At 61.2% G+C, this 25,613-nt stretch carries 22 protein-coding genes; 7 read left to right on the forward strand and 15 right to left on the reverse strand.

The window, feature by feature from the left end:
* Nucleotides 1–120: 120 nt before the first annotated feature.
* From K5E37_RS14795 to K5E37_RS14805, 3 genes are all read right to left on the reverse strand, one after another.
* Entirely contained in the window at nt 121–1,026 is a 906-nt protein-coding gene (locus K5E37_RS14795) for an amidohydrolase family protein (RefSeq protein ID WP_007952854.1), read from the reverse strand.
* 4 nt (nt 1,027–1,030) lie between these two features.
* Nucleotides 1,031–1,960 carry an amidohydrolase family protein gene (locus tag K5E37_RS14800; RefSeq protein ID WP_007952852.1) on the reverse strand — a complete coding sequence of 310 codons (930 nt, stop codon included), beginning with the start codon at nt 1,958–1,960 and terminating at the stop codon, nt 1,031–1,033.
* A gap of 229 nt (nt 1,961–2,189) precedes the next feature.
* Nucleotides 2,190–3,080 (reverse strand): LysR substrate-binding domain-containing protein, encoded by an 891-nt coding sequence (locus K5E37_RS14805; protein ID WP_221534236.1) that lies wholly within the window; start codon nt 3,078–3,080, stop codon nt 2,190–2,192.
* A 118-nt stretch (nt 3,081–3,198) separates the two neighbouring features.
* On the opposite strand from K5E37_RS14805, the gene K5E37_RS14810 reads away from it, so the two are divergent.
* The 6 genes from K5E37_RS14810 to K5E37_RS14835 all read left to right on the forward strand — a co-directional run bounded on the left by K5E37_RS14810 (nt 3,199) and on the right by K5E37_RS14835 (nt 10,270).
* Nucleotides 3,199–3,663, forward strand: a complete 465-nt coding sequence (locus K5E37_RS14810) for a (2Fe-2S)-binding protein (RefSeq protein ID WP_221534238.1) — start codon at nt 3,199–3,201, stop codon at nt 3,661–3,663.
* A complete protein-coding gene (locus K5E37_RS14815) occupies nt 3,663–5,870 on the forward strand; it encodes a xanthine dehydrogenase family protein molybdopterin-binding subunit (protein WP_221534240.1) in 2,208 nt (735 codons plus the stop codon). The genes K5E37_RS14810 and K5E37_RS14815 overlap by 1 nt, the downstream gene beginning before the upstream one ends.
* Nucleotides 5,871–5,876: 6 nt before the next feature.
* Nucleotides 5,877–6,767: a LysR family transcriptional regulator gene (locus K5E37_RS14820; protein ID WP_179694516.1), complete on the forward strand. Its 891-nt coding sequence runs from the start codon at nt 5,877–5,879 to the stop codon at nt 6,765–6,767.
* Nucleotides 6,768–6,844: 77 nt separating this feature from the next.
* Nucleotides 6,845–8,335 (forward strand): helix-turn-helix transcriptional regulator, encoded by a 1,491-nt coding sequence (locus tag K5E37_RS14825; protein WP_221534242.1) that lies wholly within the window; start codon nt 6,845–6,847, stop codon nt 8,333–8,335.
* Between the two features lie 179 nt (nt 8,336–8,514).
* Entirely contained in the window at nt 8,515–8,757 is a 243-nt protein-coding gene (locus K5E37_RS14830) for a DUF1652 domain-containing protein (protein WP_084776931.1), read from the forward strand.
* A gap of 916 nt (nt 8,758–9,673) precedes the next feature.
* On the forward strand, nt 9,674–10,270 hold the full coding sequence (locus tag K5E37_RS14835; RefSeq protein ID WP_254778409.1) for a trimeric intracellular cation channel family protein: 597 nt from the start codon (nt 9,674–9,676) through the stop codon (nt 10,268–10,270).
* A gap of 45 nt (nt 10,271–10,315) precedes the next feature.
* On the opposite strand, the gene K5E37_RS14840 is transcribed toward K5E37_RS14835, so the two are convergent.
* Nucleotides 10,316–11,083, reverse strand: a complete 768-nt coding sequence (locus tag K5E37_RS14840; RefSeq protein WP_085687598.1) for an SDR family oxidoreductase — start codon at nt 11,081–11,083, stop codon at nt 10,316–10,318.
* 38 nt (nt 11,084–11,121) lie between these two features.
* The gene (locus K5E37_RS14845; protein ID WP_221534244.1) at nt 11,122–12,189 is read right to left on the reverse strand and encodes a phosphotransferase family protein; all 1,068 of its coding nucleotides are present in this window, start codon (nt 12,187–12,189) and stop codon (nt 11,122–11,124) included.
* A gap of 190 nt (nt 12,190–12,379) precedes the next feature.
* On the opposite strand from K5E37_RS14845, the gene K5E37_RS14850 reads away from it, so the two are divergent.
* Complete coding sequence (locus K5E37_RS14850; protein ID WP_007958887.1) at nt 12,380–12,775, forward strand: DUF4280 domain-containing protein; 396 nt, start codon at nt 12,380–12,382, stop codon at nt 12,773–12,775.
* Nucleotide 12,776: 1 nt separating this feature from the next.
* Here K5E37_RS14850 and K5E37_RS14855 read toward each other — a convergent pair whose 3' ends face one another.
* From K5E37_RS14855 to tssE, 10 genes are all read right to left on the reverse strand, one after another.
* Nucleotides 12,777–13,319 carry a toxin-antitoxin system YwqK family antitoxin gene (locus K5E37_RS14855; RefSeq protein ID WP_221534246.1) on the reverse strand — a complete coding sequence of 181 codons (543 nt, stop codon included), beginning with the start codon at nt 13,317–13,319 and terminating at the stop codon, nt 12,777–12,779.
* Nucleotides 13,320–13,331: 12 nt separating this feature from the next.
* On the reverse strand, nt 13,332–15,341 hold the full coding sequence (gene tssI, locus K5E37_RS14860) for a type VI secretion system tip protein VgrG (RefSeq protein ID WP_221534248.1): 2,010 nt from the start codon (nt 15,339–15,341) through the stop codon (nt 13,332–13,334).
* A 54-nt stretch (nt 15,342–15,395) separates the two neighbouring features.
* Nucleotides 15,396–16,346: a hypothetical protein gene (locus K5E37_RS14865; protein ID WP_085602766.1), complete on the reverse strand. Its 951-nt coding sequence runs from the start codon at nt 16,344–16,346 to the stop codon at nt 15,396–15,398.
* Between the two features lie 20 nt (nt 16,347–16,366).
* Nucleotides 16,367–17,281 carry a hypothetical protein gene (locus K5E37_RS14870; RefSeq protein ID WP_085602768.1) on the reverse strand — a complete coding sequence of 305 codons (915 nt, stop codon included), beginning with the start codon at nt 17,279–17,281 and terminating at the stop codon, nt 16,367–16,369.
* Between the two features lie 36 nt (nt 17,282–17,317).
* Nucleotides 17,318–18,151, reverse strand: a complete 834-nt coding sequence (locus K5E37_RS14875; RefSeq protein ID WP_085602770.1) for a hypothetical protein — start codon at nt 18,149–18,151, stop codon at nt 17,318–17,320.
* A gap of 125 nt (nt 18,152–18,276) precedes the next feature.
* On the reverse strand, nt 18,277–19,773 hold the full coding sequence (locus K5E37_RS14880; RefSeq protein ID WP_221534250.1) for a hypothetical protein: 1,497 nt from the start codon (nt 19,771–19,773) through the stop codon (nt 18,277–18,279).
* Between the two features lie 77 nt (nt 19,774–19,850).
* Nucleotides 19,851–22,391, reverse strand: coding sequence for a type VI secretion system ATPase TssH (gene tssH, locus K5E37_RS14885; RefSeq protein WP_221534251.1), 2,541 nt, complete (start codon nt 22,389–22,391; stop codon nt 19,851–19,853).
* Nucleotide 22,392: 1 nt separating this feature from the next.
* Complete coding sequence (gene tssG, locus K5E37_RS14890) at nt 22,393–23,418, reverse strand: type VI secretion system baseplate subunit TssG (RefSeq protein ID WP_221534253.1); 1,026 nt, start codon at nt 23,416–23,418, stop codon at nt 22,393–22,395.
* A complete protein-coding gene (gene tssF / locus K5E37_RS14895) occupies nt 23,382–25,175 on the reverse strand; it encodes a type VI secretion system baseplate subunit TssF (RefSeq protein ID WP_221534254.1) in 1,794 nt (597 codons plus the stop codon). The genes tssG and tssF overlap by 37 nt, the downstream gene beginning before the upstream one ends.
* Nucleotides 25,159–25,602 (reverse strand): type VI secretion system baseplate subunit TssE, encoded by a 444-nt coding sequence (tssE, locus tag K5E37_RS14900; protein WP_221534255.1) that lies wholly within the window; start codon nt 25,600–25,602, stop codon nt 25,159–25,161. Before tssE ends, tssF begins: the two co-directional genes overlap by 17 nt.
* Between the last annotated feature and the right edge of the window lie 11 nt (nt 25,603–25,613).

Below are 25,613 nucleotides of genomic sequence, written 5' to 3' on the forward strand. Positions count from 1 at the left end.
GCTCCGGGCGGCGATCCGACGAATGCGGTGTGTCATTTAGCAATTACGGTGACTGATCCACCGCTTTCGTCGGATCGCCGCCCGGAGCAAGCCCGCTCCCACATTGGAATGTGCGTGTACCTAGAGATAGGTCGTGGTCAGACGAATGTCCGCCTCGGCCAGATCCTTGGGCGGCGGGGTCGGTTCGATCCCGCACAACCGGGCGATGTTGTTGCCCAGGTAATCCTCAAGGTGATCCTCGTCGATCCCCAGGCCCTGCGGCGCCGGCGAGCACAGCACTTCCAGCTCGCGCAGCCACATGCCCGGTTCGTTCGGCGGCGAGTCGGTGCCGAACACGATCTTGTTGCGCGGCAACTCCTTGGCGAACTCGACGATCCGCGACTGGAAGCACCAGCCGGATTCGCAGTACACGTTCGGCGTGTCCATCGCCATCCAGAACGCCTCGAACGAATAGTTGCCACCGGTCTGGATGCCGAAGTGACCGATGATGAAATTGACCATCGGAAACTCGCGGATGATCGGGTAGAACATCGTCGGAATGGTGTACGGGCCGTCACCGGTATGGATCAGCACCACGATGTTGTACTTGGCGCAAACCTTCATCGCCGGGCGCAGCCAGTCGAGTGCGCGATCCGGGCGATAGCCGTGCATGTTGGCGTGCAGCTTGAGCATCTTGAAGCCGTATTCCTTGATGTGGAATTCCAGCTCTGCCGCGCCGTTTTCCGGTCCCCAGCGCGGGTTGAAGTTGAAGTTGCCGATGAACCGGTCCGGGTACTTCACGCACAGTTCGGCGACGTAGGACATGTAGTCGCGCACGCCCTCGCGACCACGGCGGTTGCCGTCGCGATAACCGGTGTTGCCCGGTGGCGGCTGGATGAAACCCATGTCGATCCGGCGCGGTTTGCCGTTGATCATGTACGGGCCGTCCATCAATTTGAGCATGCGCTCGCCGGTGAACGGTTCGCCGGTGTGGCGCCAGGCCTCGTCGACCAGGTTGGTGGGGTGCAGATGGGTGTCGATGATCATCGGTTCAGCTCCTGGCCAGTTGGGTGGTGACGGGGCGCTTGAGTTGCGCCTCTGCTTCGGAAACGGAACGCGGCGGCGGGGACGGCTCGAGGCCGATCATCCGTGCGGTGTTGTTGCCCAGGTAGTCTTCGAGGGTGTCCTCGTCGAGGTTCAGGCCCTGCGGCGGCTCGTGGCAGAGCACTTCGAGCAGGCGCAGCCACATGCCCGGCTCGTTCGGCGGGGTGTCGGTGCCGAACAGGATCTTGTGGGTCGGCAGGACCTTGGCGAACTCGACGATCCGCGATTGCAGGCACCAGCCGGATTCGCAGTAGACGTTGGGCAGCTCCATCGCCCACTGCATCGGTTCGAACACGTAGACGCCGCCGGTCTGCACGCCGAAGTGGGCCATGATGAAATCGACGTTGGGGAATTCCTTGATCATCGGCACCCATTCCGACGGGATGCTGTAAGGCCCGTCGCCGGTGTGCAGCTTGACCGGAATGCCCAGCTCGGCGCATTTCTCGAAGGCCGGACGGACCCAGTCCAGCGCACGGTCGGGACGGTAGGCGTGCATGTTGGCTTGCATCTGCACCATCTTGAAACCGTGTTCCTTGACGTAGCGCTCGATCGCCTCGACGCCGTTTTCCACGCCGCAGCGCGGGTTGTAGACGAAGCAGCCGATGAAACGGTCCGGGTAGGTCTGGACCATTTTCAGGGTGTAGGCCATGTAGGCGTCGATGGATTCGCGGCCCGACAGCTCGCCGTCGGTCCAGGTGTAAATGGTGTTGCCCTGCGGCGGCTGGATGAAGGCTTTGTCGATGCGGCGAGGCTTGCCGTTGACCATGTACGGGCCATCCATCATCTCCAGCAGACGCTCGCCGGTGAACGGGTCACCGTCATGCCTCCAGGCGAGGTCCACGAGATCCGTGGGATAGCAGCTGATATCGATGATCATTGAAGTCGATCTCCTGATAGCGGGGAAGGGAGCCTTGCGGCTCACAGCATCCACGTCCCGGGCAATCGGCCGTTTCTATGCGCAGCACTCGCGCATTCCCTCGCCTGTTCGCATCCGGCCCGGGTGGGTGGTTGCTTGAGGCGAGTATTGGAAGGCGGGGGAGGGTTCGTACAATATTAATTGGGTGGGGTGGTGATACTTGTTCGATATGGGCTTGCCAGCGATGGCGTCAGTGAAGTGTTTGCATGGCCAACTGCTTGATCACTTCAACAACAGGTGCCACCCGCTCAGCCTGCCCATGCGGCCACACCGCATAAAGATTGTAATGCGCCGCAATCTGCGCTTCGTTCAACGCCACCAGCCGCCCGCTGCGCAACGCATCGGCGGCCAATAATCCACGCACCAGCCCCGCACCGACACCCGCTTCAGCCGCCGCAATCAAATTCGCCGCGTTATCAAAAACGACGCGAGCAGCAGGTTCCACCGCCGGCATCCCCGCCGCATCCAGCCACGGAATCCACGACCTGCGCGTATACCCCAACAGTGGCAGTTCAAGAATCTGCGCCGGGCTCAATGGCAGCTGCAAACCATCCCGCTCCAGCAGCGCAGGGGACGCCACCGCCAACACCCGGTCCCCACAAATCTGGGTCATCTCGCAATCGTCCCAATCGCCATAGCCATAGCGCAACGACAAATCCACCCGTTCGAACGTGCTGCGATCACTGCGGGGCATCGACAGCAACGTCACTTCGTAATCCGGCAAGCCGTCGAGCAACTGCGGCAAGCGCGGATTGAGCCAGCTCTGCGCCAGTTCGCTGTCCACATCCAGGGTCAGTCGCTGAGCCACGCTGCGGTTTTTCACCGAAGACAACGCGCGATCAATTTGCGCCAGACCATCCGACAGCACGCTGGCAAACAGCTGCCCGGCGTCGGTCAGGTTACTGCCGCCGCCTTCGCGCACGAACAGCGGCTGGCCGATGAAGTCTTCCAGGGCGCGGATCTGCTGGCTGATCGCGCTGTGGGTCAGGTCGAGCTTGCGCGCGGCACTGGAAAAACTGCCGCTGCGCGCCGCGTGGATGAACGCGCTCATGGACTGCACCGACGGGTATCGCTTGTACATGTTGTTAGTCCTGCTTACACCGGTTGGCAGAAATCGTCGCTGGCCGCGCGTTGCCGGGGGTTCCAATAATCGGTCACCAGGCCCGCACAAAGACGGGCCGCTCTTTTGGAGCCTGACAATGATTGCACTCACGGTAAACGGCGAACGACGCGAGCTGGATGAGGCGTCCCCCTCCATGCCCTTGTTATGGGTGTTGCGTGATCAGTTGAAACTCACCGGCACCAAGTTCGGTTGCGGCATGGGCCTGTGCGGTGCCTGCACCGTGCACCTGAACGGCGTCGCGGTGCGTTCCTGCCAGTTGCCGCTGGCCGCCGTCGCGGGCCACAGCATCACCACCATCGAGGGCCTGTCGCCCAGCGAAAACCATCCGCTGCAACTGGCCTGGGTCGCCGAAGATGTGCCGCAATGCGGCTACTGTCAATCCGGGCAGATCATGTCCGCCGCCGCGCTTCTCAACACCGGCGCACCGGTCAACGACGACTCGATCCGCAACGCGATGTCCGGGAATATCTGCCGCTGCGGCACTTACGGGCGCATCAACAAAGCGATCAAACGGGCGGCGAATGCGCCGAAGGAGGCGTGATGAGCCTCATCGACGGCACCCTTCAAGAACCCTCGCGCCGGGTGTTTCTCAAACAGGCGGTGACGGTGGCGTCCGGTCTGGCGATTGCGCTGTACCTGCCTTCCGGTGCGGCGGCGACTGAAGCGAAAACCACAGCCACTGAATTCGAACCCAACGCCTGGGTGCGCGTGCTGCCCGACGGCACGGTGAAACTGGTGGTGCACAAGCACGATTCCGGCACCGGCACCCAGACGGCTTTGGCCGCGTGCGTGGCCGAGGAACTGGACGTGAACCCGATGACGGTGCAGGTCATCACCCCGGAAGACCCGTTCTTCGAAACCTACATTCATCCGGTCTGGAAAGTCTTCTCCACCGGCGGCAGCACCAGCGTTTCACTGGAATACGATCGCCTGCGCATGGCCGGCGCCACGGCACGGGCGCTGCTGATCAGTGCGGCGGCGCAGCAGTGGAAAGTCAGCCCCGACAGCTGCTCCACCGAGGAAGGCCGGGTCGTGCATGCGTCGAGCAAACGCAGCCTCGGCTACGGCGAACTGGCCGGCGCGGCGGCGCATCTGCCAGCACCGACGAACGTCACGCTGAAGGATCCGGCGCAGTTCAAATACATCGGCAAGTTGCGCCACAAACGCGATGCGGCGGCGAAGGTCTGCGGGCGCTTCAAGTACAGCATCGACGTGCAGTTGCCGGGGATGCTGGTGGCAGTGATTCAGCGCGCACCGGTGGTGGGCGCGAAGGTTGTCGCCGTGGATTCGGCGGCCGCGTTGCAGGTGCCGGGTGTGCGCAAGGTGATCGCGATTCCCGGTCGGCCGGACGTGCTCGGTGGCAACCTAGAAGGCGTCGCGGTACTGGCCGAAACGTTCTGGGCTGCGCAGCAGGGACGCCAGTTGCTGGAGATCAAATGGAGCGACTCGCCGCTGGCCGGCTTCGACAGCGCCGAGCTGAGCAAAGCGCAGATCGCGGCGATCAGCGACCCGGCAACGCAAACCGTCAAAGCCATGGCCCAGGGCGATGTCGCCGGGCAATGGCCGGGTGCTGCGAAGCTGCTCGAAGCCGATTACACCATGCCCTACAAGGTGCAAAACCCGCTGGAACCGATCTGCATCACCGCGCAGGTCAAGGACCAGGCGATCACCTACTGGGGCGGTGTGCAGGTGCCGTCGTCGGCGCTGGAAGCGGCGCAGACCGTGTGCGGCATCGGCAAGGACAAGGTCACCATCCATGAGCTGGTGTCCGGTGGCAGCTTCGGTGCGCGGGAAGCCAAATACTGGTTGTTCGAGGTCGCGTATCTGGCGCAGAAAACCGGTGTGCCGGTGAAACTGCTCAACAGCCGCGAAGACGAAATGCACGCGCTGTTCAATCACCCGGCCACGCTTCATCGGGCAAAAGGCGCACTGGATGCCCAGGGCAAACTCACCGCGCTGCAACTGCATGCGGTGTCACCGGCCTCGCCGGAACAGTGGGAACCGGGTTATTTCGAGCGCCCGGATCACATGGATTACAGCACCACCGAAGCGATCACCGCGTGGGACTTCGCCTACCGTCCGCCGCACCTGGAACTGAACTGGGTCAAACACGAAAGCAACGTGCCCAGCGGCTGGTATCGCTCGGTGAGCTTCATTCCCAACGTGTTCGCCGTGGAAAGCTTCATGGATGAACTGGCCCATGCGGCCGGCAAAGATCCGCTGGCGTTCCGTCTTGCCAACATGCAGGAGCGGCCACGGCATGTCGCGGTGTTGAAACAGGCCGCCGAACGCGCCGGTTGGGGCCAGAAGCTGCCGCCGGATACGGCGCTGGGGATCGCCACCAATCAGGGCTACACCAGTTTCATCGCCGTGGTGGCGCGTGTCGCGAAGGTGGACGGCAAGGCGCGGGTCGAGAAGCTGACCTGCGTGGTCGATTGCGGTCTGGCGGTGTCGCCCGGCGGGGTCGAGGAGCAGATTTACGGCGGATTGATGTGGGGCCTCGGTCACGCGCTATTCGATCGTCTCGACATCCAGCAGGGCAGGGTGGTGCAGAGTAATTTCCACGACTATCGCGTCACGCGCATGTCGGACATGCCGCCGGTAGACATTCTCGTGCTCGATGGCCAGCCGGACAAACCGGGTGGCGTCGGGGAGCTGGGCAGCCCGTCGGTGGTCCCGGCAATTGCCAATGCGCTGTTCAGCCTGACCGGGGTGCGTCAGCGTTCCACGCCACTGAACCTGGGGTAAGCCGCCATGGACCTGCGTTTGCTGCGGTACTTCATGGCGCTGGCCGATGAGCTGCACTTTGGCCGCGCCGCCGAGCGGCTGCACATCTGCCAGCCGCCGCTGAGCCAGCAGATCCGTTTGCTGGAGGAAGAACTCGGCACGCCGCTGTTCGAGCGCAGCCACCATCGGGTTGAGCTGACGGCGGCGGGGCAGATGCTCAAGGAACAGGCGCCGCTGGTGTTCGAGCAACTCGAGCGAGCGCTGGATCTGACCCGCCAGACCGGGCGCGGGCAACTCGGCGAGCTGGAAATCGGCATGATCAGTTCGGTGATGGTCGGCGTGCTGCCCAAGGCGCTGCACCTGTTTCGCGAGCGCTATCCGCAGGTCACCTGGCGTCTGCATGAGATGACCCCGGCGGCGCAGGTCAAGGCGCTGAAGGAGAAGCGCATCGACGCCTGCGTGTTCCGCGTCGGTTATGACGACCCGCAATTGCGCAATGAATTGCTGATCCATGAGCCGATCCATGTGGTGATGCCGCAGGATCACCCGTTGGCCCGGCGCGAGGTGCTGGCGCCGGCTGATCTGGCGCAGGAGCCGTTTGTGGCGCTGGAACTGAAGCAGTCGCGGTTCGCCAATTTTCTCTATCAGTGCTGCATCCAGGCCGGGTTCACCCCGCAGATCCGCCAGCAGGTGATCGAGGTGCAGACCTTGCTCAGTCTGGTTCGCGCCGGGTTTGGCGTGGCGCTGTTACCCGCATCGATCGAGCAGTTGGCTCCGGCCGGGCTGGTGTTCCGGCGCCTGACCCCGGCGCTGCCACAAGTGCCGCTGTATGCGACGTATCGGGCCGACGATGCCTCGCCGGTGCTCAAGCTGTTTCTCGATACGCTGCGCGAGCTGGTCGATCACAGCGCTCGGTAATCGGGGACAAAGTTGCCCGGCACGATCACAACGGCCTGCGGTCGTAAACTTCACATGCGCGAACTTGTGGAGAACCAATGAGCCGGGACGTCCTGACCACCGAAACCAATCGCCGTCAGTTGCAGCAGATCATCGCCGGGCTGTCCGACGGGGTGATTCTGCTGGAGCTCGACCAGACGATTCTCTGGGCCAACGAAGCCGCACTGGCGATGCATGGCGTCAGCCGGATCGGCGAGCTGGGCAACAATGCCGGGGAATACGTCGAGCGCTTCAACCTGCGCTATCGCAACAACCACACGCTGACAACGGAGCAATACCCGATCAGCCGCGTAGCCACCGGCGAAACCTTCAGCGACGTGTTGGTCGAAGTCACCCCACACAATGACGAGGAACGCACCTGGGTGCACAGCGTGCGCAGCATGGTGTTGACCGATCGCGACGGCGACATCGAGTCGCTGGTGTTGATCATGAGCGACGTCACCGACTGGGCCAACGCCGAACAGCGCTTCGAAAAAACCTTCAACGCCAACCCGGCGCCGGCGGTGATCTGCCGTCTCAGCGACTTGCGTTATATCAAGGTCAATCCGGGGTTTCTGGAGATGACTGGCTATACCCGCGATCAGGTGATCGGCGCGTCAACCTATGAGCTGGATATTCTCGAACAGGCCGAGCGCAAGGACCTGGCGATCCAGCGCCTGCGCGATGTCGCGACCATTCCGCAGATGCAGGCCGAATTGCGCTTGCCGGACGGCGGCAGCAAACAGGTGATCGTCGCGGGGCAGCCGCTGGTGCTCAATGACGAGGACTGCATGCTGTTTTCCTTTGTCGACATGGAGCCCCGGCATAAGGCCGAAGTTGCGCTGCGCCAAAGTGAGGAACGATTCGCCAAGGCCTTTCGCCTGACGCCGGTGCCGATCCTGATTTGCAGCGCCGACGAGCAGCGGCTGATCGACGTCAATCAGGCGTTTCTCGATACCCTGGCGTACGAGAGCGACGAGGTGCTCGGCAAGACCGTCGCGCAACTGGACTTCATTGATGAACCGGCGGAGCGCGCCCGGTTGCTCGCGGCGCTGGAGAAGACCGGCCGCGTTGATCGCGTCGATATGCGGATCCGCAGGAAAGACGCCGAGCTGCTGGAGTGCGCGGTGTCCGCTGATACCGTCAACATTCAGGACACGGTGTGCTATCTGCTGGTGCTGATGGACATCACCGAGCGCAAGCGCACCGAGCTTGAGCTGGTGGCGGCGATTGAAGAGGTGATGAAGGATGCTTCGTGGTTCAGCCGTACGCTGATCGAAAAACTGGCCAATGTGAAGAAGGTCAATTCGCCGCAACTGCCGAGTGTGTCGTTCACTGATCTTACGGCTCGCGAACGTGATGTGCTGGGGCTGATCTGTGAGGGGCTGGCGGACAAGGAGATTGCTGCGCGGTTGAAACTGGCGCCGAACACGGTGCGCAATCATGTGGCGACGGTGTATTCGAAGCTGGATGTGCACAGTCGCAGTGAGGCGATTGTCTGGGCTCGGGAGCGTGGGTTGTTTTCGGGGGGCGGTCGGGGGCAGCGGTAAGGTGCAAATGCACTAGTTCATGGGGTGCAAATTCGGGTGTTTGATCGGGCGGGGTGTTCTTAGTCTGGTGAGGTGCGATGCATTTTTTTGGTGATCGTGTCTTTTTGGAACCTGCTAATGGATCAGCCCTTTATGAATGTGTTGTTGGTTGTTGAGTCTGGTTGTGCGGAGCTGGCGCGATGATTTATCTGGCGCAGTTACGGGCTCGGCTTGAGCGTAGTTTTTCGCCGTTGGCTTGTGAGTGTGTGGTGGATGGGGATCATTCGCTTACGGTGAAGTTGTATGAGCCGGTTTCGGGGCGGGTGGATCTGGTGATTAGTGGGTTGAGCCTTGGTGCCTTGCGTACTCCGGAAGCGGTGGATGCTTTGATTGGTGAGTTGCGGTATGAGCTTGAGAGTAATTCTTTGCGGTCGCCCAGTTGAACTTGGCGGCCTTTGGGCCGACCAGGTTCTTGTTCGGTTTGGGTGAATATCCGGTTCTTCGGGGGCAGTTGCTGGCGGTTTCGCCCTTACGGCGAGTCACCTTTTCCAAACGCCGAAAAGGTAACCGAAAAGGCTTTACCCTGACGTACGGCCCCTCGCTGAGGCTCGGGGTTCCTTCGCTCCGGGATTGATCCGGGGGCATCGCCTACGGTTTGCTTCGCTGCACCTCCTCTCGATGCATGCGGCTGCGCCGCACGGTCGCTGCGCTCCCACCCCCGGATCAATCCCTCCACTCAGCCTGCCGACGGGCCCTGCGATCAAAAGCGGTACTCGAGCTAACGCTCATCGTCGTGAGTGGTGAGAAGCGAAGAGCGGACTGCGTTTGCTTTGATCGTTCCCACGCTCCGCGTGGGAATGCAGCCCGGGACGCTCTGCGTCCCAATCTGACATTCACCTGTAGGTGATGGCTTGTCGGCGGTGGTGATGGATTAGTCGACTCATCCCGAAAATCGACAGCAAATCCTGCCAGTTCGAGCCATTTCACTGGCACTTGCAGTCCACTGGTCTATAAGGAATGAGTGGTTCGGTTTCCATAACCGGGCGTTGTCCTGCTCGGCGACGGGAGTTTTCTTCCATTCATCGCGGGTCATCCTATGAACAATCCTGGGAAACGCGTGTGTTTTTCGTTGTTGTCGGCTGTCGGTCTGGTGCTGCTCAGTGGTTGCGCCAGTCCTCCACCCCCTCCGCCGGCAGCGCCGCCTCCGCCGCCTGAGCGGACTTGTCAGGTCATGGAAAATACCGAGGTCGCCGGTGATGCGTATGCCGACGGGCAAGTGACTCGACACATCACCAAGACCCGTTGCGTCACTCAATAAGCCGGGCGCCTGTGAAGGCGCGGGTCGAGTGGATTGTGCTGGTGGCCGATCTGGTCGGAACAGCGGTGTTTGCGGTTGAAGGCGCGATTGCGGCGATGCGCAGTCAGCTCGATCTGCTCGGGGTGATGGTGATTGCGTTCATCGTTGCGCTCGGTGGCGGGGTGACGCGTGATCTGTTGATCGGTGCGACGCCGCCCAAGGCTGTGGCGGACTGGCGCTATCCGGCGCTGGCGTTTGCCATGGGCGGGGTGGCGTTTGTTTTTCATGAGCGGGTGCTGGGCTGGTCCGGTTCGACTCTGATCGTGCTGGATGCGGCGGGGCTGGCGTTGTTTGCGGTGGCCGGGGCGCAGAAGGCGTTGAATTTCGGGATCTCGCCGTTTGTGGCCATGCTGATGGGCACGATTACCGGGGTCGGCGGCGGGGTGCTGCGTGACATTGTGCTGGCGCGGGTGCCGGTGGTGTTGCAGGCGGATCTGTATGCCAGTTCGGCGTTTGTCGGGGCGGCGGTGTTGATTGTCGGGCGCAGGCTCGGTGTGCCGCCGGTGGCGGCTGCGTTGCTGGCGGGGGCGGCGTGTTTGTTGTTGCGGTTGTTGTCGGTGCATTTTGGCTGGCAGTTGCCGAAGGTTCTGGAGGCATGAAAAAGGCAGCCCATGGGCTGCCTTTTGTTTTGCGTCAGAAGCGGATCAGGACAGGAAACCGCCGTCCACGTTCAGCGATACGCCAGTGGTGTAGCTCGAAGCGTCGCTTGCCAGGTACAGCACGGCGCCGGCCATTTCGCTCGGGTCGGCTACGCGTTTGAGCGGGATCTGGGTCAGGGCTTGCTTCAGGATCGCGTCGTTTTTCACCAGGGCCGAGGCGAACTTGGTGTCGGTCAGGCCCGGCAGCAGGGCGTTGCAGCGGATGCCGAATTGCGCGCATTCCTTGGCGAAGACTTTGGTCATGTTGATCACGGCGGCCTTGGTCACCGAGTAGATGCCCTGGAAGATCCCCGGCGAAATGCCGTTGATCGACGCCACGTTGATGATGCTGCCGCCGCCGTTTTCGCGCATCAGCTTGCCGGCTTCCACCGACATGAAGAAGTAGCCGCGGATGTTCACGTCGACGGTTTTCTGGAAGGCGCCGAGGTCGGTGTCCAGCACGTTGCAGAATTGCGGGTTGGTCGCCGCGTTGTTGACCAGGATGTCCAGGCGCCCGAACTGTTCCTTGATCCCGGCGAAGACCTGGCTGATCTGTTCCATTTCACCGATATGGCAGGCGACCGCCGTGGCCTTGCCGCCGGCGGCGATGATGGCGTCGGCCACGTGTTGGCAGCCTTCGAGTTTGCGGCTCGAAACGATGACGTGGGCCCCTTGCTGGGCCAGCAGTTTGGCGATGGCTTCACCGATGCCGCGGCTGGCGCCGGAGACGAAAGCGATCTTGCCGTCGAGGTCGAACAACTGAGTCTTGGACATGGGATTCCCTTGTAGTAAGCCTTGTTATAACGCCGTCATCAGAGGCTAGATTTGGCAATGACCTGCAGGCTCATCTGCTCCAGCAGTTTGTTCATGTGAATGAACTGCGCGAAGCGTTTGTCCTGGGTCTGGCCATGGAAGAAGCGGTAGTAGATCTGCTGCACGATGCCGGCCAGGCGGAACAGGCCGTAGGTGTAGTAGAAGTCGAAATTGTCGATCTGGATGCCCGAACGCTCGGCGTAGTAGTCGACGAATTCGCGGCGGGTCAGCATGCCCGGCGCGTGGCTTGGCTGGCGGCGCATCAGTTGCACCGGTGCCGGGTCGTCGGCCTGGATCCAGTAGGCGAGGGTGTTGCCCAGGTCCATCAATGGATCGCCGAGGGTGGTCAGTTCCCAGTCGAGCACGCCGATGATCTGCATCGGGTTGTTCGGGTCGAGGATGACGTTGTCGAAGCGGTAGTCGTTGTGCACGATGCTGGAGGTCGGGTGATCGGCCGGCATCTTGTCGTTGAGCCAGGCTTTGACCTTTTCCCAGTGCGGTGCGTCCGGGGTCAGGGCTTTTTCGTAGCGCTCGCTCCAGCCTTTAATCTGGCGAGCGACGTAGCCTTCCGGTTTGCCCAGATCGCCGAGGCCGCAGGCGTTGTAATCGACGCGGTGCAGTTCGACGAAACGGTCGATGAAGCTCTTGCACAGGGCTTCGGTTTTGGCCGGGTCGAGGCCCAGTTCCGGCGGCAGGTCCGAGCGCAGGATGATGCCCTTGACCCGTTCCATCACGTAGAACTCGGCGCCGATCACCGAATCGTCGGTGCAGTGCACGTAGGTTTTCGGGCAATACGGGAAGCCATCGCGCAACTGGTTGAGGATGCGGAATTCGCGGCCCATGTCGTGGGCGGACTTGGCCTTGTGGCCGAACGGTGGACGGCGCAGGACAAATTCCTGGTCCGGGTATTCCAGCAGGTAGGTCAGGTTCGACGCGCCGCCGGGAAACTGGCTGATCTGCGGCGTGCCGGTCAGGCCCGGAATGTGCGCCTTGAGGTACGGATCGATCAGGCTGGCATCGAGTTCTTCGCCAGAGCGGATACGGGTGGACTGGTCAGTAAGCGCCATGCTTATCCCTTCTGCTTATTTTGGAGGCCAGACATCATTGGCTAATCTAATGGCGCGCTCGGGTCGTCACAAGCGCGGTTCGGTCTTATAGGTTAGCGTGTTGGACGATAATCACCTTTGGGAATGTGCGCGGCGGGCCGCTGGCGACTAAGGTTTAGCGGGTATGCCTTGTTCACGAAGGAGCTTTGAAATGGGCTGCCCGCAAGTCTGTGCCAGCGCCACCCTGCAATGCAGTTTCGGCGCCGCACCGGCGGTGCTCAACGTGCTGCCGGTCAACCGCACGCTGACCGGCGGGATGCCGGCGGCGAACATCATGGATCATATTCCGCTGGTCAACGTCACCACGTTTGGCATGTGCATGAGCATGGCCAACCCGATGGTCGCCGCTGCCACGGCTGCGGCGCTGGGCGTACTGACGCCGATGCCATGCATTCCGGCGACCGCCACGCCGTGGATCCCCGGCGGAGCGCCGACCCTGCTGCTGGGCGGGATGCCGGCGATCGATGCCAACAGCACGTTGATGTGCAACTGGGCGGGGGTGATCAAGATCGTGATGCCGGGGCAGATGCAGATGTTGATTCCCTGAGTCAGGCCTGCGCCGGATCTGTCCATTTGCGAAACCACCAGCGCACCCGGGAAATCGGTTTGCCATCGGCATCCAGCGGCCGTCCGTCCTCGGCGAACCCCTGTTCGGGTTCCATCAACTGCCCATTCAGATAACGCGCATCCACCGCCGGTTTGCCGTTGGGATGAAAGCGCTGATAACGCCCCTCACGCACGCCGTCACGATAGAACTCGGCTTCCGCCACTTGGCCGTCGGGAAAGTAATTGAACGACTCGCCATGCAATAACCCACGCCGATAAGTGGCCTTGCGCTGCAACCAGCCCTCGGGTGCGTAGAAACTGGCGATGCCTTGCAACTTGTCACGCACGAACGGCATCTGCGCCGATACCTTGCCGTTGGGGTGATAGAGCAGCGATGTACCTTGCAGTTCACCCTGGCTGTAATTCAGATCGGCTTGTTTACGCCCGTCATCCTTGATGTTCAACGGGCCATCGAGTCGACCGTCCTGCAAACGCCCCTTGAGCTGCTTGTCATCCTGCTGCAGATCCAGCGGTGTGATCGCCATGGCTTCTCCTTGTCAGTTGACCTGTACCAACCCGCCCTTGATGGTCAGCATGCCGCCGCCGTCCACGGTCTGTGAGGCCGCGCCCTTGTTGGTCAGGCTGATGCCGGCGTCGTTGGTCAGCGTTGTTCCGGCCTTGTTGTCCAGCGAGGTGCCGGCCTGATTGGTCAAGGCAGTGCCGGCCTTGTGCGTGATCGAGGTGCTGGCGGACGTGGCCAGATCCGCGCCGCTCTTGATCGTGAAACTGCCGCCGCTTTGCAGGGTGAGGGTGCCGCTGACCTTGATCGTCAGGTTGCCGTCCACCGTCAGGCTGTAATCGCCGGTGACCTTGTCGGTGTAATTGCCGCCGGTGCTGTGGTTCTGGTCGGCGCCGACCTTCACGGTGCGACTGTCCTTAACATCGAGGCTGTCGCTGCCGGTCTGGATCGTGACGCTGCGTTTGCCTTTCTCCAGCGTCACGGTTTCATCGCCGTCCTTGACCGTGCGGGTGCGGGCGTTCTGCACCGTGAGGGTTTCATCGTGGCCGACGGTGGCGGTGGTGTCGTTGAGCACGTTGATCTTCAGGTCTTTCTGCGCTTGCAGGAACACCTCTTCGGCATCCTTCTTGTCCTCGAAACGCAGCTCGTTGAAACCGCCGCCGCCCTTGGATGACTGGGTCTTGATCCCGGATTGGGTCTGGTTCGCCGGCAAGGCGTAGGGCAGGGCGTTGTCACCGTTGTAGACGCAACCGGTCACCAGCGGCCGGTCCGGATCGCCGTCGATGAAGGTCACGATGACTTCCTGACCGATACGCGGCACGAACTGCATGCCGAAACCCTTGCCGCTCCACGGCAGCACCACGCGGACCCAGCAGGAACTGGTTTCGTCGTTTTTACCGTCGCGATCCCACGGGAACTGCAACTTGATCCGGCCGTATTCGTCGGTCCAGATTTCCTCGCCGAACTTGCCGACGACGATGGCAGTTTGTGGATGCATGCGCGGTTTGGGCGTGAGGCGTTGCGGACGAAACGGCGTGGCCTTGGGGATCGCTTCGAAGCGGTTGCGATAGCTTTCGTGGCTGGCGTCGTGGGTGACTCGCGTGACGACCCAATCGATGTTCAGGCTTGCGTCTTCGTGGCCATCGAGGGTGAACCAATGTCCCGGGATCAGCCAGCGACAGTCGCTCTCGCCGACGAAGCGTTTCTCTTCACTTCGCAAACCGTCGACCCGCTGCTTGGTCAACGCATCGCCCCGAGCCTTGGCGTTGTAACCGCCGGGATGCTCATAGATCGAACGCGGCCCGGCCACGGCTTCGGCCTGGCCATAGAGTGAGGTGGTCGGTGTGGTGAACTCGTAATCCGTCGCCTTGTACACCCCGGCCACCGCTTGCAGACACACCTGGCCTGAGCGGATGCCGTGCAGCTCGCGCTCGCCCATTTGCTGGCCCAGATACTTGACCGTCGGCCCGTTGGGGATCTGTACGAAAGCGTCGTTGCTGTCGCCGAGCACGAGCGTGTGCTTGCCGTCCTCGTGGGTGAAGAACCAGAAGACGCCTTCCTCTTCCAGCAGCCGCGAGACGAAGGCAAAGTCGGTTTCGCCGTACTGCACGCAGTACTCGCGTGGGGTGTAACTGCCGGTCAACGAGAGTTTGAAATCGGTGAAACCGTGAGCCTTGAAAATCGTGGTGACGATGTCCGAAGTCGCGAGGTTCTGGAACACCCGGTTATTGCTGGCCAGGGTCAGCCACCAGAGCCATGGCCTTAGAACCAGCTGATAGCGCTCGGCGCTGGCGTCAGCGGGGAGCTGGCGGATTTCGGCGACCAGTGCGTCGAAGGGACGGAGTTGGGCGTCGTTGTGCAGGGTAGTGGTGACGTGGCTGGCGATAGCGCTGGTCAGGGTGAGAGGCGTGCCGTCGTTGAGTCCGTTGAGGACCTGCGAACCCAGCACATTGAGCGCTTCGTCGCCGGACAATGACTCGGGATAAAGCGCTGACACCGCGGCAGCAGTGAGGGAGAGGGTAGTGTTGCTGTCGGTGGAACGGGGCATGGCGTAATCCTTTGAGGGGTGTCCCTTTTCCAGCATCCCGGAAGCTCATGGTGGCTACCATTCACTATCCTGATGTAGCCCGACACTGGTGCACATGTCGTTTTTTTTACCATCAAACAACGTGCCTACGTAGAGACCGAACCGACTCAGATGCGTTTTATCAATTTCGGGCCGATCTCCTTCTCCACCTCCCTCATCACGATTATCGGTTTGAGGTGTTTCCAGATCGACGCGGTACTGAGCCTTGATCCAGGGTTTATAGAAGCCGATCCAGGCATTGCAATATGCGCACGCTTTTTTCAGACCACCCAAAGCAACTTGTGTATGGGGATTGAATGAGCCGACGCCCAATTTTGATTCGGTCAATATGCGCAAAAGTTTCAACTCGGCATGAACTTCGCGGCTGTCATTGATAATGTTGATCTCATTTGCCCCGGCGTTGTAAGTGTGGAGCAGCAAAGACTTGGTTTTTGCCTGACGAGCCAGGTTGGTCATGGCACCGGCTTCGGTGAATTTACGCAAGCACCAAGCGATACGACTTTCCTGGGCCGTGGCCGTCAACGGCAACGTTGCACCGGTAATGAGTCGGTGTGCATCTGCCACTTCCGTGACTGTCAATGCAGGAAATTGAGCAGGCAATCCTGCATACCTGAATGACTGTTGTTCCGGCCCACTGTATTTAAGGGTGTACCCCTTGCCGAACTTTTTCTTCCGTTTACTGGTGGAGTAATCCGGCCCCAGAATTGCGTTGCAATAGCGCACGCATGACACGAGGGTAGCGTGATCGATGACGCCAAAGGCACTGAACAGGTTTGCAACCGCCACATGCTCGCCTTTGTTACAGGCGAAATACAAACTCTCGCCCATTCTCATGCACTGCACTTCCTCGACTTTCACACTGGAGTTGTTGTCCAGGTCGCCGTCCCAATTCAGTTGACGGGCAGCAGAGGCGATTACGGTTGAAATCGCCACCAGGTCTTTACTGTTATAGGCAGGAATTGGCATTTACGTCCTTGTGGCCCGAACTATTCCAGGCTGGCGTTGAGGGTGAAAATAACGGGGAAGTGATCACTGCGGATTGGATGTCCCAGACAATACGGGGCAATTTCCAGGATGTTGCCGAACGAGTCGCTGGTCTGGCGAAGGCTCGCATCGCACTCTGCCCGCCAATGCTGGGCAAACAAGACGTAGGCATAGTCGAGCAGCAACAGAACCGGCTGCAGCTCACAGACCTCGATACCTTGAGTAAACATATAGTCGGGCAGATAGGTTTTGGCCGTGAGTTGTGTGTCATGGCCGTAGCCTTGAAGGATGCCCAGCTCGTGAGTGGCTTTTGCGAGTGTTACGTTCTTTATGCTCAGGTGGGTGTAGCCCGGGCTGGTCGGCACCAGGCGATCCATGCCTTTGATTTGCGCGTACGTCTGCGTGGGTATCAGATTCAGGTCACCGCCAAAAAACAGCAGTTTCTTGATGCCAAGCAACTCGGCGTTTTCCTGGATGAAACCGATCGTGTCCACGATATTGCCCGGCGCCATGAACGAGGCATTGGCATGATAGAAAGCGAAACCAAAAGTTGATTTGATGTGCCGTATGATCAGCGGCGCGCGTTGTTCGGTGTGGGACAAAATATAGTTGTCGGTAACGTTCTCGAACTCGGCACTGACATCGTTCCGTATCAACACCATGGAGCCGAGGGTCGTATGTTTTTTCTTGCCGCCTTCCTGCGTCAATATTGCAATGGCGGTGTAACTGCCGGTCAGATCGGCAATCAGGCTTTCATTGATGTTTCCGGTTTTACCCGCTTCGAACAGCGCGATGATATGCGGCTTTTTCTGCGCGATATAAAAATCCAAAAACTTCTTTTTATCGGCATAGGCTTGCGAGTGGATACCCTTTTGATTATCGAAGTGTTGGGCGTTCCAGATCATGATCGAGTACATGCACGCCTCCCTGAGTTTTCGTTACATTCAGCGAACCTAGATGCAACGGCGCCACCGATACCAGGTCGCTCCATTGTCCAGCACAGTCGCCCTCACAGGCGTGCGCCCGGTCATCTGCTCCTGATAGCTCCAGTGCTTCCTGTTGAAGAAAGTGATCTTGACGCCGGACAGAAGCTGGTCCGCACCGGTCAGTATCGTGAGTAGTTTTTTGGCGCGATCCTTGACCCAGGCTTTACTGTAATTTTGATTCTGCTGGGCATTCATTTCATTGGTAAAAAGCACCATGGAGGCATATAGCTCGGCGGCTTTTACAAAGTGTTTCGAGAACTTTATTTCTCTCAAACGACTGAAGTCGTCTACGTTGGCATCCCCTGGATCATCACTGCGATGTTGGGGAAGCGGGCCTTCGAGAATATTCCACGCTGACCATGAAATGGCTTCAAAGAGGTCGGACTGTTCCTCACCGTCAAGTTCATCGGCGACAGCAAGAAGACCATTGGCAATTTGTCCAACCACCGCTTTCCATTGTGCATAGGTCTGGGTTTCCAACTGCGGGGAGGGCATCAAGGTGGTCTTGATTGCCTTTAGCTTTCTTTTGATCTCCGGGAAGCGCCCACCTCTGGCTCGCTGGCTGAAAAGATCTACGCACATGTCGAGCAGATCGTCATCGGCTATGACATACAGCCAGTTCCAGAAATCTCTCAAACTGTTGAAGGGTATCTGGTGATGCCAGGTCAACGGGAATGAACGCTGTGTTGTTTCCGGCACCAGATCAATCTTCCTTGAATATTGCACCGTCAGGTCGGAGTGAACCCATTCCCGGTGGCCGTTGCTCGGAAAGCGAGTTGTGATGATGGGTGAACAAGCCATGTCGTGTTTTCTCCCTTACCCGCGTAACCGTTGCGCTGCGCCTGGCGAGCACTGTTCTGAGCATCCCGCAAGAAGTCAGGACGGCGCTTTTCCACCGTCCTGTTCCTGTCACGTACGCTTACCCATCACTTCCCGGCATTTTTAGCCTCAGCCGCCTTGGCCTGTTGCCACATCGGAATCGCCTTGAACGCGGTCACCATGTCGTAATCCAGCGCCACCGGTTTCGCGCCTTGCGCGGTGTTCGGCCCCATCGGGGTCTTGCCGTCACGGCTCTGGAACCAGCTCATCCAGAGTTTCGAGCCGGGTTCGGCCATGACCAATGCTGCGTCAGGATCGCTGCCCGAAAGCGGCGGATCGATGGTTTGCGGTGGGTAGCTGGAGGTGGGCAGCAAGAAAGCGGTCATCGGATACTGGGCGCTGCTGTGGCAGCCCAGGCATCCAGCGCTGGCCAGTCCGGCCGGGAAGTAGTGCGATCCAGTCCAAGCGGGAGTCACGACGGCGCCGTCATTCGGGCCTGACAATCGGCCGTCCCATCCCAGGGTGGAAACCGAATAGGCCGGCGACTTGGGATTGACCCAGTTTTCGCTGAGTTTCTGATTGACCGTGACGGGAGGCGTCAGCGCAGTGGGCGCGGTGTTGATGACGTCCGGGTTGCCGCCCCAGGTGGCGCCCAGCGGAATCATCTTGTCCCAGGCGTCTTTACCCGGTGCGTTCTTGTCGTAGACCAGCGTCGAAAACACCCACCCGGTTTGCGGGGACGCGACGCTGTCCTTGACGATGATGTCGAACTGCATCAGCGACACCTTGGTCATCGCCGGTTGAGTGGTGGTGCCCTTGAAGTCTTTGTCGACGCATTGTGTTTTATTCAGCGCGCTGCCATTGCTGGTGTTTACCGGTGCGTAGATTTCCCATTGGGCGGCGCCTTCCATGGGGGCCCAATCGCTGCCACAGGCACTGACCATCGCGAACTTGATGATGACGCTGCCTTCGGCAAACTGCGTGGTGCTCGTTTCCAGCACTGGATTCATCGCGCGTTCAGGGGTTTTGCCCCAGATATCGCCGAGGGTTTTCGCCGCGCGGGTGTCGTACAGCGTCAGCACATACGTGGTCACGGGCAGGGTCTGATCCGTCAGCGTGCCGGCGGGAAAACCTGACCCGACATACACGCCACGAATGGGCTCACGCTCTATGCCCAGCCAGATCGAGTCGAACCAGCCGCTGCCCTTGTAGTTCCAGTTGGCGTAGTCGTAGACGATCTTGCGCATGTCAGGCGAGACGTAGTCTTTGAGTGCCTGAACGTAGGCGCCGGCGTTGGCCTGGGTGATCTTGCCGTTGCCGGTGGTCTTGCTCCACGGGAATGAGGTGCCGGTCGGCAATTGGGTCGGATAATCATGGCTGAGCGTGAACAGCGGCCCCTTGTAATCCGGCGGCGGGGAAATGGCCGAAGTGAGAAAGGGGTCGATCTGCAAGTTTGCGTCATTGAGCTTTTCGACCGTGGAGGTCAGGAAGGACACCTTGCCCACCAGCTCGTCTTCCGAATGTCGAGTGTCCGCCTGGGCGGACAACGGTATTGCGATACAGGCGCCCAGCAGACTCATCGGGTATTTCAGGCTTTTTTTCATGACATTATCCTTGTCAGTTTTGGAAGAACGCCTTCCTTTCATCACGGTTTTCGTGCACTTGCTGCGGACGCGGGGCGTTACTCCAACACCCACTCCGCCAATTTCCCTGTCACCTGCGTCATCAAAACGTTCTCGACATCCCGCGCGCCTGCTGCGCTGCATTTGGCGAGCACGGCTTTGACGATTCCCGAATCAAACTCGAACTGCTTGCCCGTCGCAGCCTTGTAGCGACCGCGCAATTTTTCCAGCTTCGCCAACACGATCCCCTCCAGCGTCGCCTCATCCAGCGGCCGATACGCGACCACCGTCATGCGCGCCAGAAACGCCGGGCGGAAGGCTTGCAGCAGGACTTTGTGCAGCGCCTCATTGAACGCTTCCGAGCCGAGTTGTGCGGTCGGTGTATCGAGCAGCAACTCGGCGCCGACATTGCTGGTGGCCAGCATCACGGTGTTCTTGAAGTCCACCACCAACCCCGTCCCGTCTTCCATCAAGCCCTTGTCGAACACGTTGTAAAACGCTTCCAGCACATCCGGATGCGCCTTCTCGATTTCATCCAGCAACACCACCGAATACGGTTTACGCCGCACGGCTTCGGTCAGCACGCCGCCGCTGCCGTAACCGACGTAACCGGGTGGCGCGCCCTTGAGCTGGCTGACGGTGTGGGCTTCCTGATACTCCGAGAGATTGATGCTGATCAGATTGCGTTCGCCGCCATACAGCGCGTCGGCCAACGCATACGCGGTTTCGGTTTTGCCCACGCCAGTGGGGCCGACCAGCAGGAATACGCCGACCGGTTTTTGCGGATCGGTGAGCCCGGCGCGATAGGCCTGCAAACGTTGCGCGATGGTGTTGAGTGCGGTGCTCTGGCCCATCACTCGCTGACCCATGCGTGTGCCGAGGGTGCGCACGGCGTGGGCTTCGTCGGCGAGCATTTTGCCGACGGGGATGCCGGTCCAGCCGGCGATCACGGCAGCGACGGTTTTGCCGTCGACCTGCTCGGGCACCAGCGGATCGTCCTGGCGGATCGCATCGAGCCCGGCTTCCAGACGCAGCAGTTCGGCGGCCAGATGATCGATGCGACTGTCGGTAGCTTCATCCGGTTTGTCGCTGTCGGCGCGTTCACTGAGGTCAAGTAATTCGCGGCGAGTGTCGAGCAGTTCGCGCACCGCCACGCGCTCTTCACTCCAGCGGGTTTCCAGTTCGCGGATGGCCTGGACGTTGGTCTTCGATTCGCTTTCCAGCAGGGTGATGCGCTCGCGGTGATCAAGCCCCGTGGCCTGTTCCCGGCGCAGGCGTTCGACTTCTTCTTTGAGGCTTTGCTGACGGTGGCGCAGGCTCTCCAGCGGCGGCGGTACATCATGCTGGCCGAGGGCGACCCGGGCGCAGGCGGTGTCGAGGACGCTGATGGCCTTGTCCGGCAACTGGCGGCCGGAAATGTAGCGATGCGAGAGTTTCACCGCCTCATGGATCGCGGCATCCAGCACCTGCACGCCGTGATGCTGTTCGAGTTTGGCGGCGACGCCACGGAGCATTTCCACGGCGGTGATTTCATCCGGTTCTTCCACCTGCACCAGTTGAAAGCGGCGGGCGAGGGCCGGGTCTTTCTCGAAGTATTTCTTGTATTCCATCCAGGTCGTCGCGGCCAACGTGCGCAACTCGCCTCGGGCCAGTGCAGGTTTCAGCAGGTTGGCGGCATCGCTGCCACCTTCGGCACCGCCAGCGCCGATCAAGGTGTGGGCCTCGTCGATGAACAGGATGATCGGCTTGTCGGCACTGCGAACCGCGTCGATCACGCCTTTGAGTCGCTGTTCGAATTCACCTTTGACCCCGGCCCCGGCCTGCAGCAAACCAAGGTCGAGCACCCGCAAACTGACTTCCTGCAACGACGGCGGCACATCCCCCGCGGCGATGCGCAGCGCCAGGCCTTCGACCACGGCGGTTTTGCCTACGCCCGGCGCACCGACCAGAATCGGGTTGTTCTGCCGGCGTCTCAGAAGAATGTCGATGCACTGGCGAATTTCGCCATCGCGACCGACGATCGGGTCGATGCGCCCGGCGTGAGCATCGGCGGTCAGGTCCTGGGTGTATTGATCGAGCACCGAGTCTTGCCGTGGCGTTGGACTCCCCGAAGGCACGGAACGCGGGCCGACATGCTCGCGGGAGTTTTCCGTCCACTCCAGCAGGTTTGCGCGCAATGCTTCTTTCGGAATTCGCAGCAATGACGATGCACTGTTGAGCAGCAGGCTGCGGCGCTCGTCACGATCAATCAACGCCAATAAAAGCAGCCCGGAACGAATGCTGTCGATCCCCAGCACACTGGCCTGTACCACCGCGTCTTCAAGCAATCCCAGCGTGTGCGAAGACAGCGCCGGTGTGCGCGTACTGCCAGCCTTGAACAGGTCCAGCGCCTTGTTGATCTCCGCCGTCAGCGCATCACGCTCCAGCCCGAAGCGCGGCAGCAGAAAGGCAAAATCGCCGCCCTCGATATCCAGCAACTCCAGCAACAGATGCTCGATCTCGACAAAGTGATGCCCGCGCTGCAAGCACCGTTGCGCGGCACGTTCGAGGGCGCGGCGGTTGTCCGGGTTGAGGCGTCCGATCAGGCTGGCCAGTTCCATTTCAGGTGATCTCCAGCTGACGCAGGCGGGTTTCGATCCGTTGCACGGCCAGGCTGGTCTGCCGTTGCAGGCCGCCGTTCCAGCTCAACAGAGCCGGGGTTTGGCGGCCGAGTTGCAGTGGCCCGGCACCGCGCACCAGCAGCATCAGTTTCACGTCCAGATCCGGACCGAAATACAGTGCCGCGAGGCTCGCCAGTGCCGGATGCGCTTCGCCGTCCGGCAAGAAGCGCGCGGCCTGCGTCGATGGCAGCGGCCCCAGCGTCAGGCGAATTCCGGCGTGTTCATCCCAGACCCGAGTCCCGGCAACAGCGCTGCGACCCAGTTGCAGATTGCGTCCGCCGGCTTTCATGACGCTGCGGCTGGCGCGTGGAATCTCACGCCACGCCCCTTCATAGGCGCTCAGTTCCACCGCCACGGAAAACTGCTCACGGACAATCGCCGCGAACCCCGCCAATGAGCGGCGGCCATCGGCGTACAACGCCGTGCAGGCCAGAACGGCGCAGTCAGGAATCGCCTGGCGCTCCTGCAGGGACTTGGGCAACAACCCGGTCAGCGCCCGCAGTTGCGCCTGCACCGGCGAGGCGCCGGGCGTGGTGAAACCGAGGGCGATCCGGTGTTTGCGCATCACCTTGTACAGCAGGCTCAACAGCCGATGCTGGAACAGGTCGAGGAACTCGGCGGGCGCATGATCCTTGGCCCGCGCCCGCTGCTGCAGCCATTCCTGATAGGCGTAAGGCAGCGGGCCGTCGGGGCCGCCGAGGCCGAACATCGGCGAGTTCAGGGTCAGCGGTTCACCGGGGTTTTCCTCCAGGCTTTCGATCTGGCTGGCGGCGAACAATGGCGTCAGCGGCCCGCGCAATTTCAGCGCTTCGGCCTGTGGCGATGTACCCGAACCGAGGGCGTCGGCCTGCGGCTGTTCGCGCTCCAGCAACAGCAACGCCTGCAACCATTCGAACGCCTGCGGATCACGGCGCAGGCGCTGGCTCAGGGTCAGAGCGACAGGGGCATGCCGGCTTGGGGTTGCCATGCCTTGACCTCCTTGTCTGCCTGCATGAGCACCGTGCGCACAAAGCGATTGGCCGTGGCGTACACCGAAAAGAATTGCGCGAGTACCGCTGAAAACAACACCGCGCTGCTGCCGACGAAATGCTGTGGATCGAGCTGCAATTGCACTTCGAGCCCGTTGCGCCAGCCGCGCCAGGCGTCGGCGCCGACATGGCCGATCACCCGCTCGCAACCGAGGCTCAACAAACCTTCAATTTGGCGCAGGGCGCTGGCCTCGTCGCGCAGGTTGTGCAGGGTCAGGATTTCCTTCAGCGCATCCAGCGCCTGTGGCCCTTCGACGAGCGACAGATGATTGAGGGTCAGTTGCGAGACCAGCCGCCAGCGCGAATCACCGTCCAGACGCGGCAGGCTTTGCGGGCTCGGCGGATTACGCAGGCGTGCCCACGCCACCGGCCCCGGCCGTTCGAAACCCAGCGGCGTACCGGCGGGCAGGCTCTGGGCCAGATGCCGATTGGTGCACAACAGTTCGGCGGTCAGGCTGTAATCGGGCAGGTCGGTCTGCGGTTCGAAACGGGTGTCGACGACACTGATCAGCAGATCGCTGCCGAGCCGGTTCGGCGTCTGCCCGTTGACCCGTCGCGCGTGCCAGTAACGTTGCCGGTCACCGCTGCTGTGCTGGCTGCCGAAATACGCCGGCAGCCGTTGCACACCGCTGGCGGAGCTGGCGCGCACGCTGCGGATGCTGTGGATTTCGACGCTGTTTTCCCGGTGGCTGTCGGCGACCAGTCGATACTCGCTGCGGGTGCCATCGGGCCGCAGCGGCTCCGAGGTGCGCGGGAACAGGTTGATCACCGGCGCACAGCCGAGGGCGATATCGCTGGCCTGCAAGTGCAATCGGCCGGCCGGAGCACGATCAAAAACGATGTACAGATACAGCGTCTGGCTGTCACTCGAAACACCGGACAGCGGCAGATCAAAGAAGTGGAATTTGTCCGGGAATGCGAAGTACTCGGCCAGCAGACGCATGCCCGGATGCACGCCATCTTCGTCCGGCAGCAGCACTTCGTCGTCGGCGAATCCGACCACCTTCGGCAGGCCTTTCACGCGGGCTGGAATGCTCCCCGGCGAGCCGGCCAACACCTGCACCGCGTGGGCGCCGAGCAGGTCATAGAAGCTGGCGTTGACCACCGGTGACGCGGCCAGGTGAATGCGCAAGTGTTCGATGCCAAGCTCGGACCATTGGCTGTCGCCGAGGCAACGCAGACTCAGGCGCAACGCCGAGCGGGACTGCGCCACACCGGTCAGCGCCTGGGCTTCATCGCTACCCAGCAACAAGGCTTCGCTGATTTCTACCGGCCACAGCCGCACGGCTGCACTGGTGCGAAAGTGGATGCTTTCGCCCTTGCTGGTGGTGACAAACAACGGCGTGTCCCGGGGCAGGGGATAGCCGCCGTCGAGGTTGCCTTTGCTCGGGTCCGGCTCGAACTGGACGATCGCGCACGAAGGCAACGGGCGCATGGCCAGGGGATAAAGCTGTTCGAGCAATGCGTCGCTGAATTCGGCGTAGTCGTCATCCAGCCGTCGTTGCAGGCGTGCGGCGAGCAGGGCGAAACCTTCCAGCAATCGTTCGACGTGCGGGTCCGGGCATTCGCCGGGAGACAACTCCAGACGTCGCGCGACTTTCGGATAGCGCTCGGCAAACTGTCCGCCGGCATGTCGCAGCCAGGTCAGTTCGCGCTGGTAGTAGTCGAGCAGTTGCGGGTCAATCGAGTCGCTCATGGCGCACCTCCAGCCCTTCATTGCCGGGCTCGATGACAAATGCCACCGGCCAGTGCTGCGAGCCGCTGCGCAACTCGCCGAGCAGGCGAATGCTCAGGCGCTGCGGGTGCTCGGGCAGGGGATTGACCTGAACCTCGCCGAGCAGCAGGCGTGGTTCGAAATGGGTGATGGCTTCGCGAATGTCCCGCGCCAGCCGACGACGGTCATCGCTGCGCTGTTGTTGCAGGGCGCTCCAGTCCGCGATGCCGTAGTCGATGACACTGGGCGGGGAGGTCAGGGTGCGCGGGCCACGGCGGGTGTTGAACAGGCGCCCGAGCTCGGTGTGCACCGAGTCGAGCAGATCCTGCCGATCGAACTCCCGCGTCCCGTCGCCCTCGCTCGAGGCGAGGCGTTCGAACAGCGGTGGAAGTAAGCCGGTGCCTGCCATGGCCGCGCCGC

It is taken from the genome of Pseudomonas sp. RIT778 (genome assembly GCF_019718735.1).
Lineage (GTDB): Bacteria > Pseudomonadota > Gammaproteobacteria > Pseudomonadales > Pseudomonadaceae > Aquipseudomonas > Aquipseudomonas aphyarum.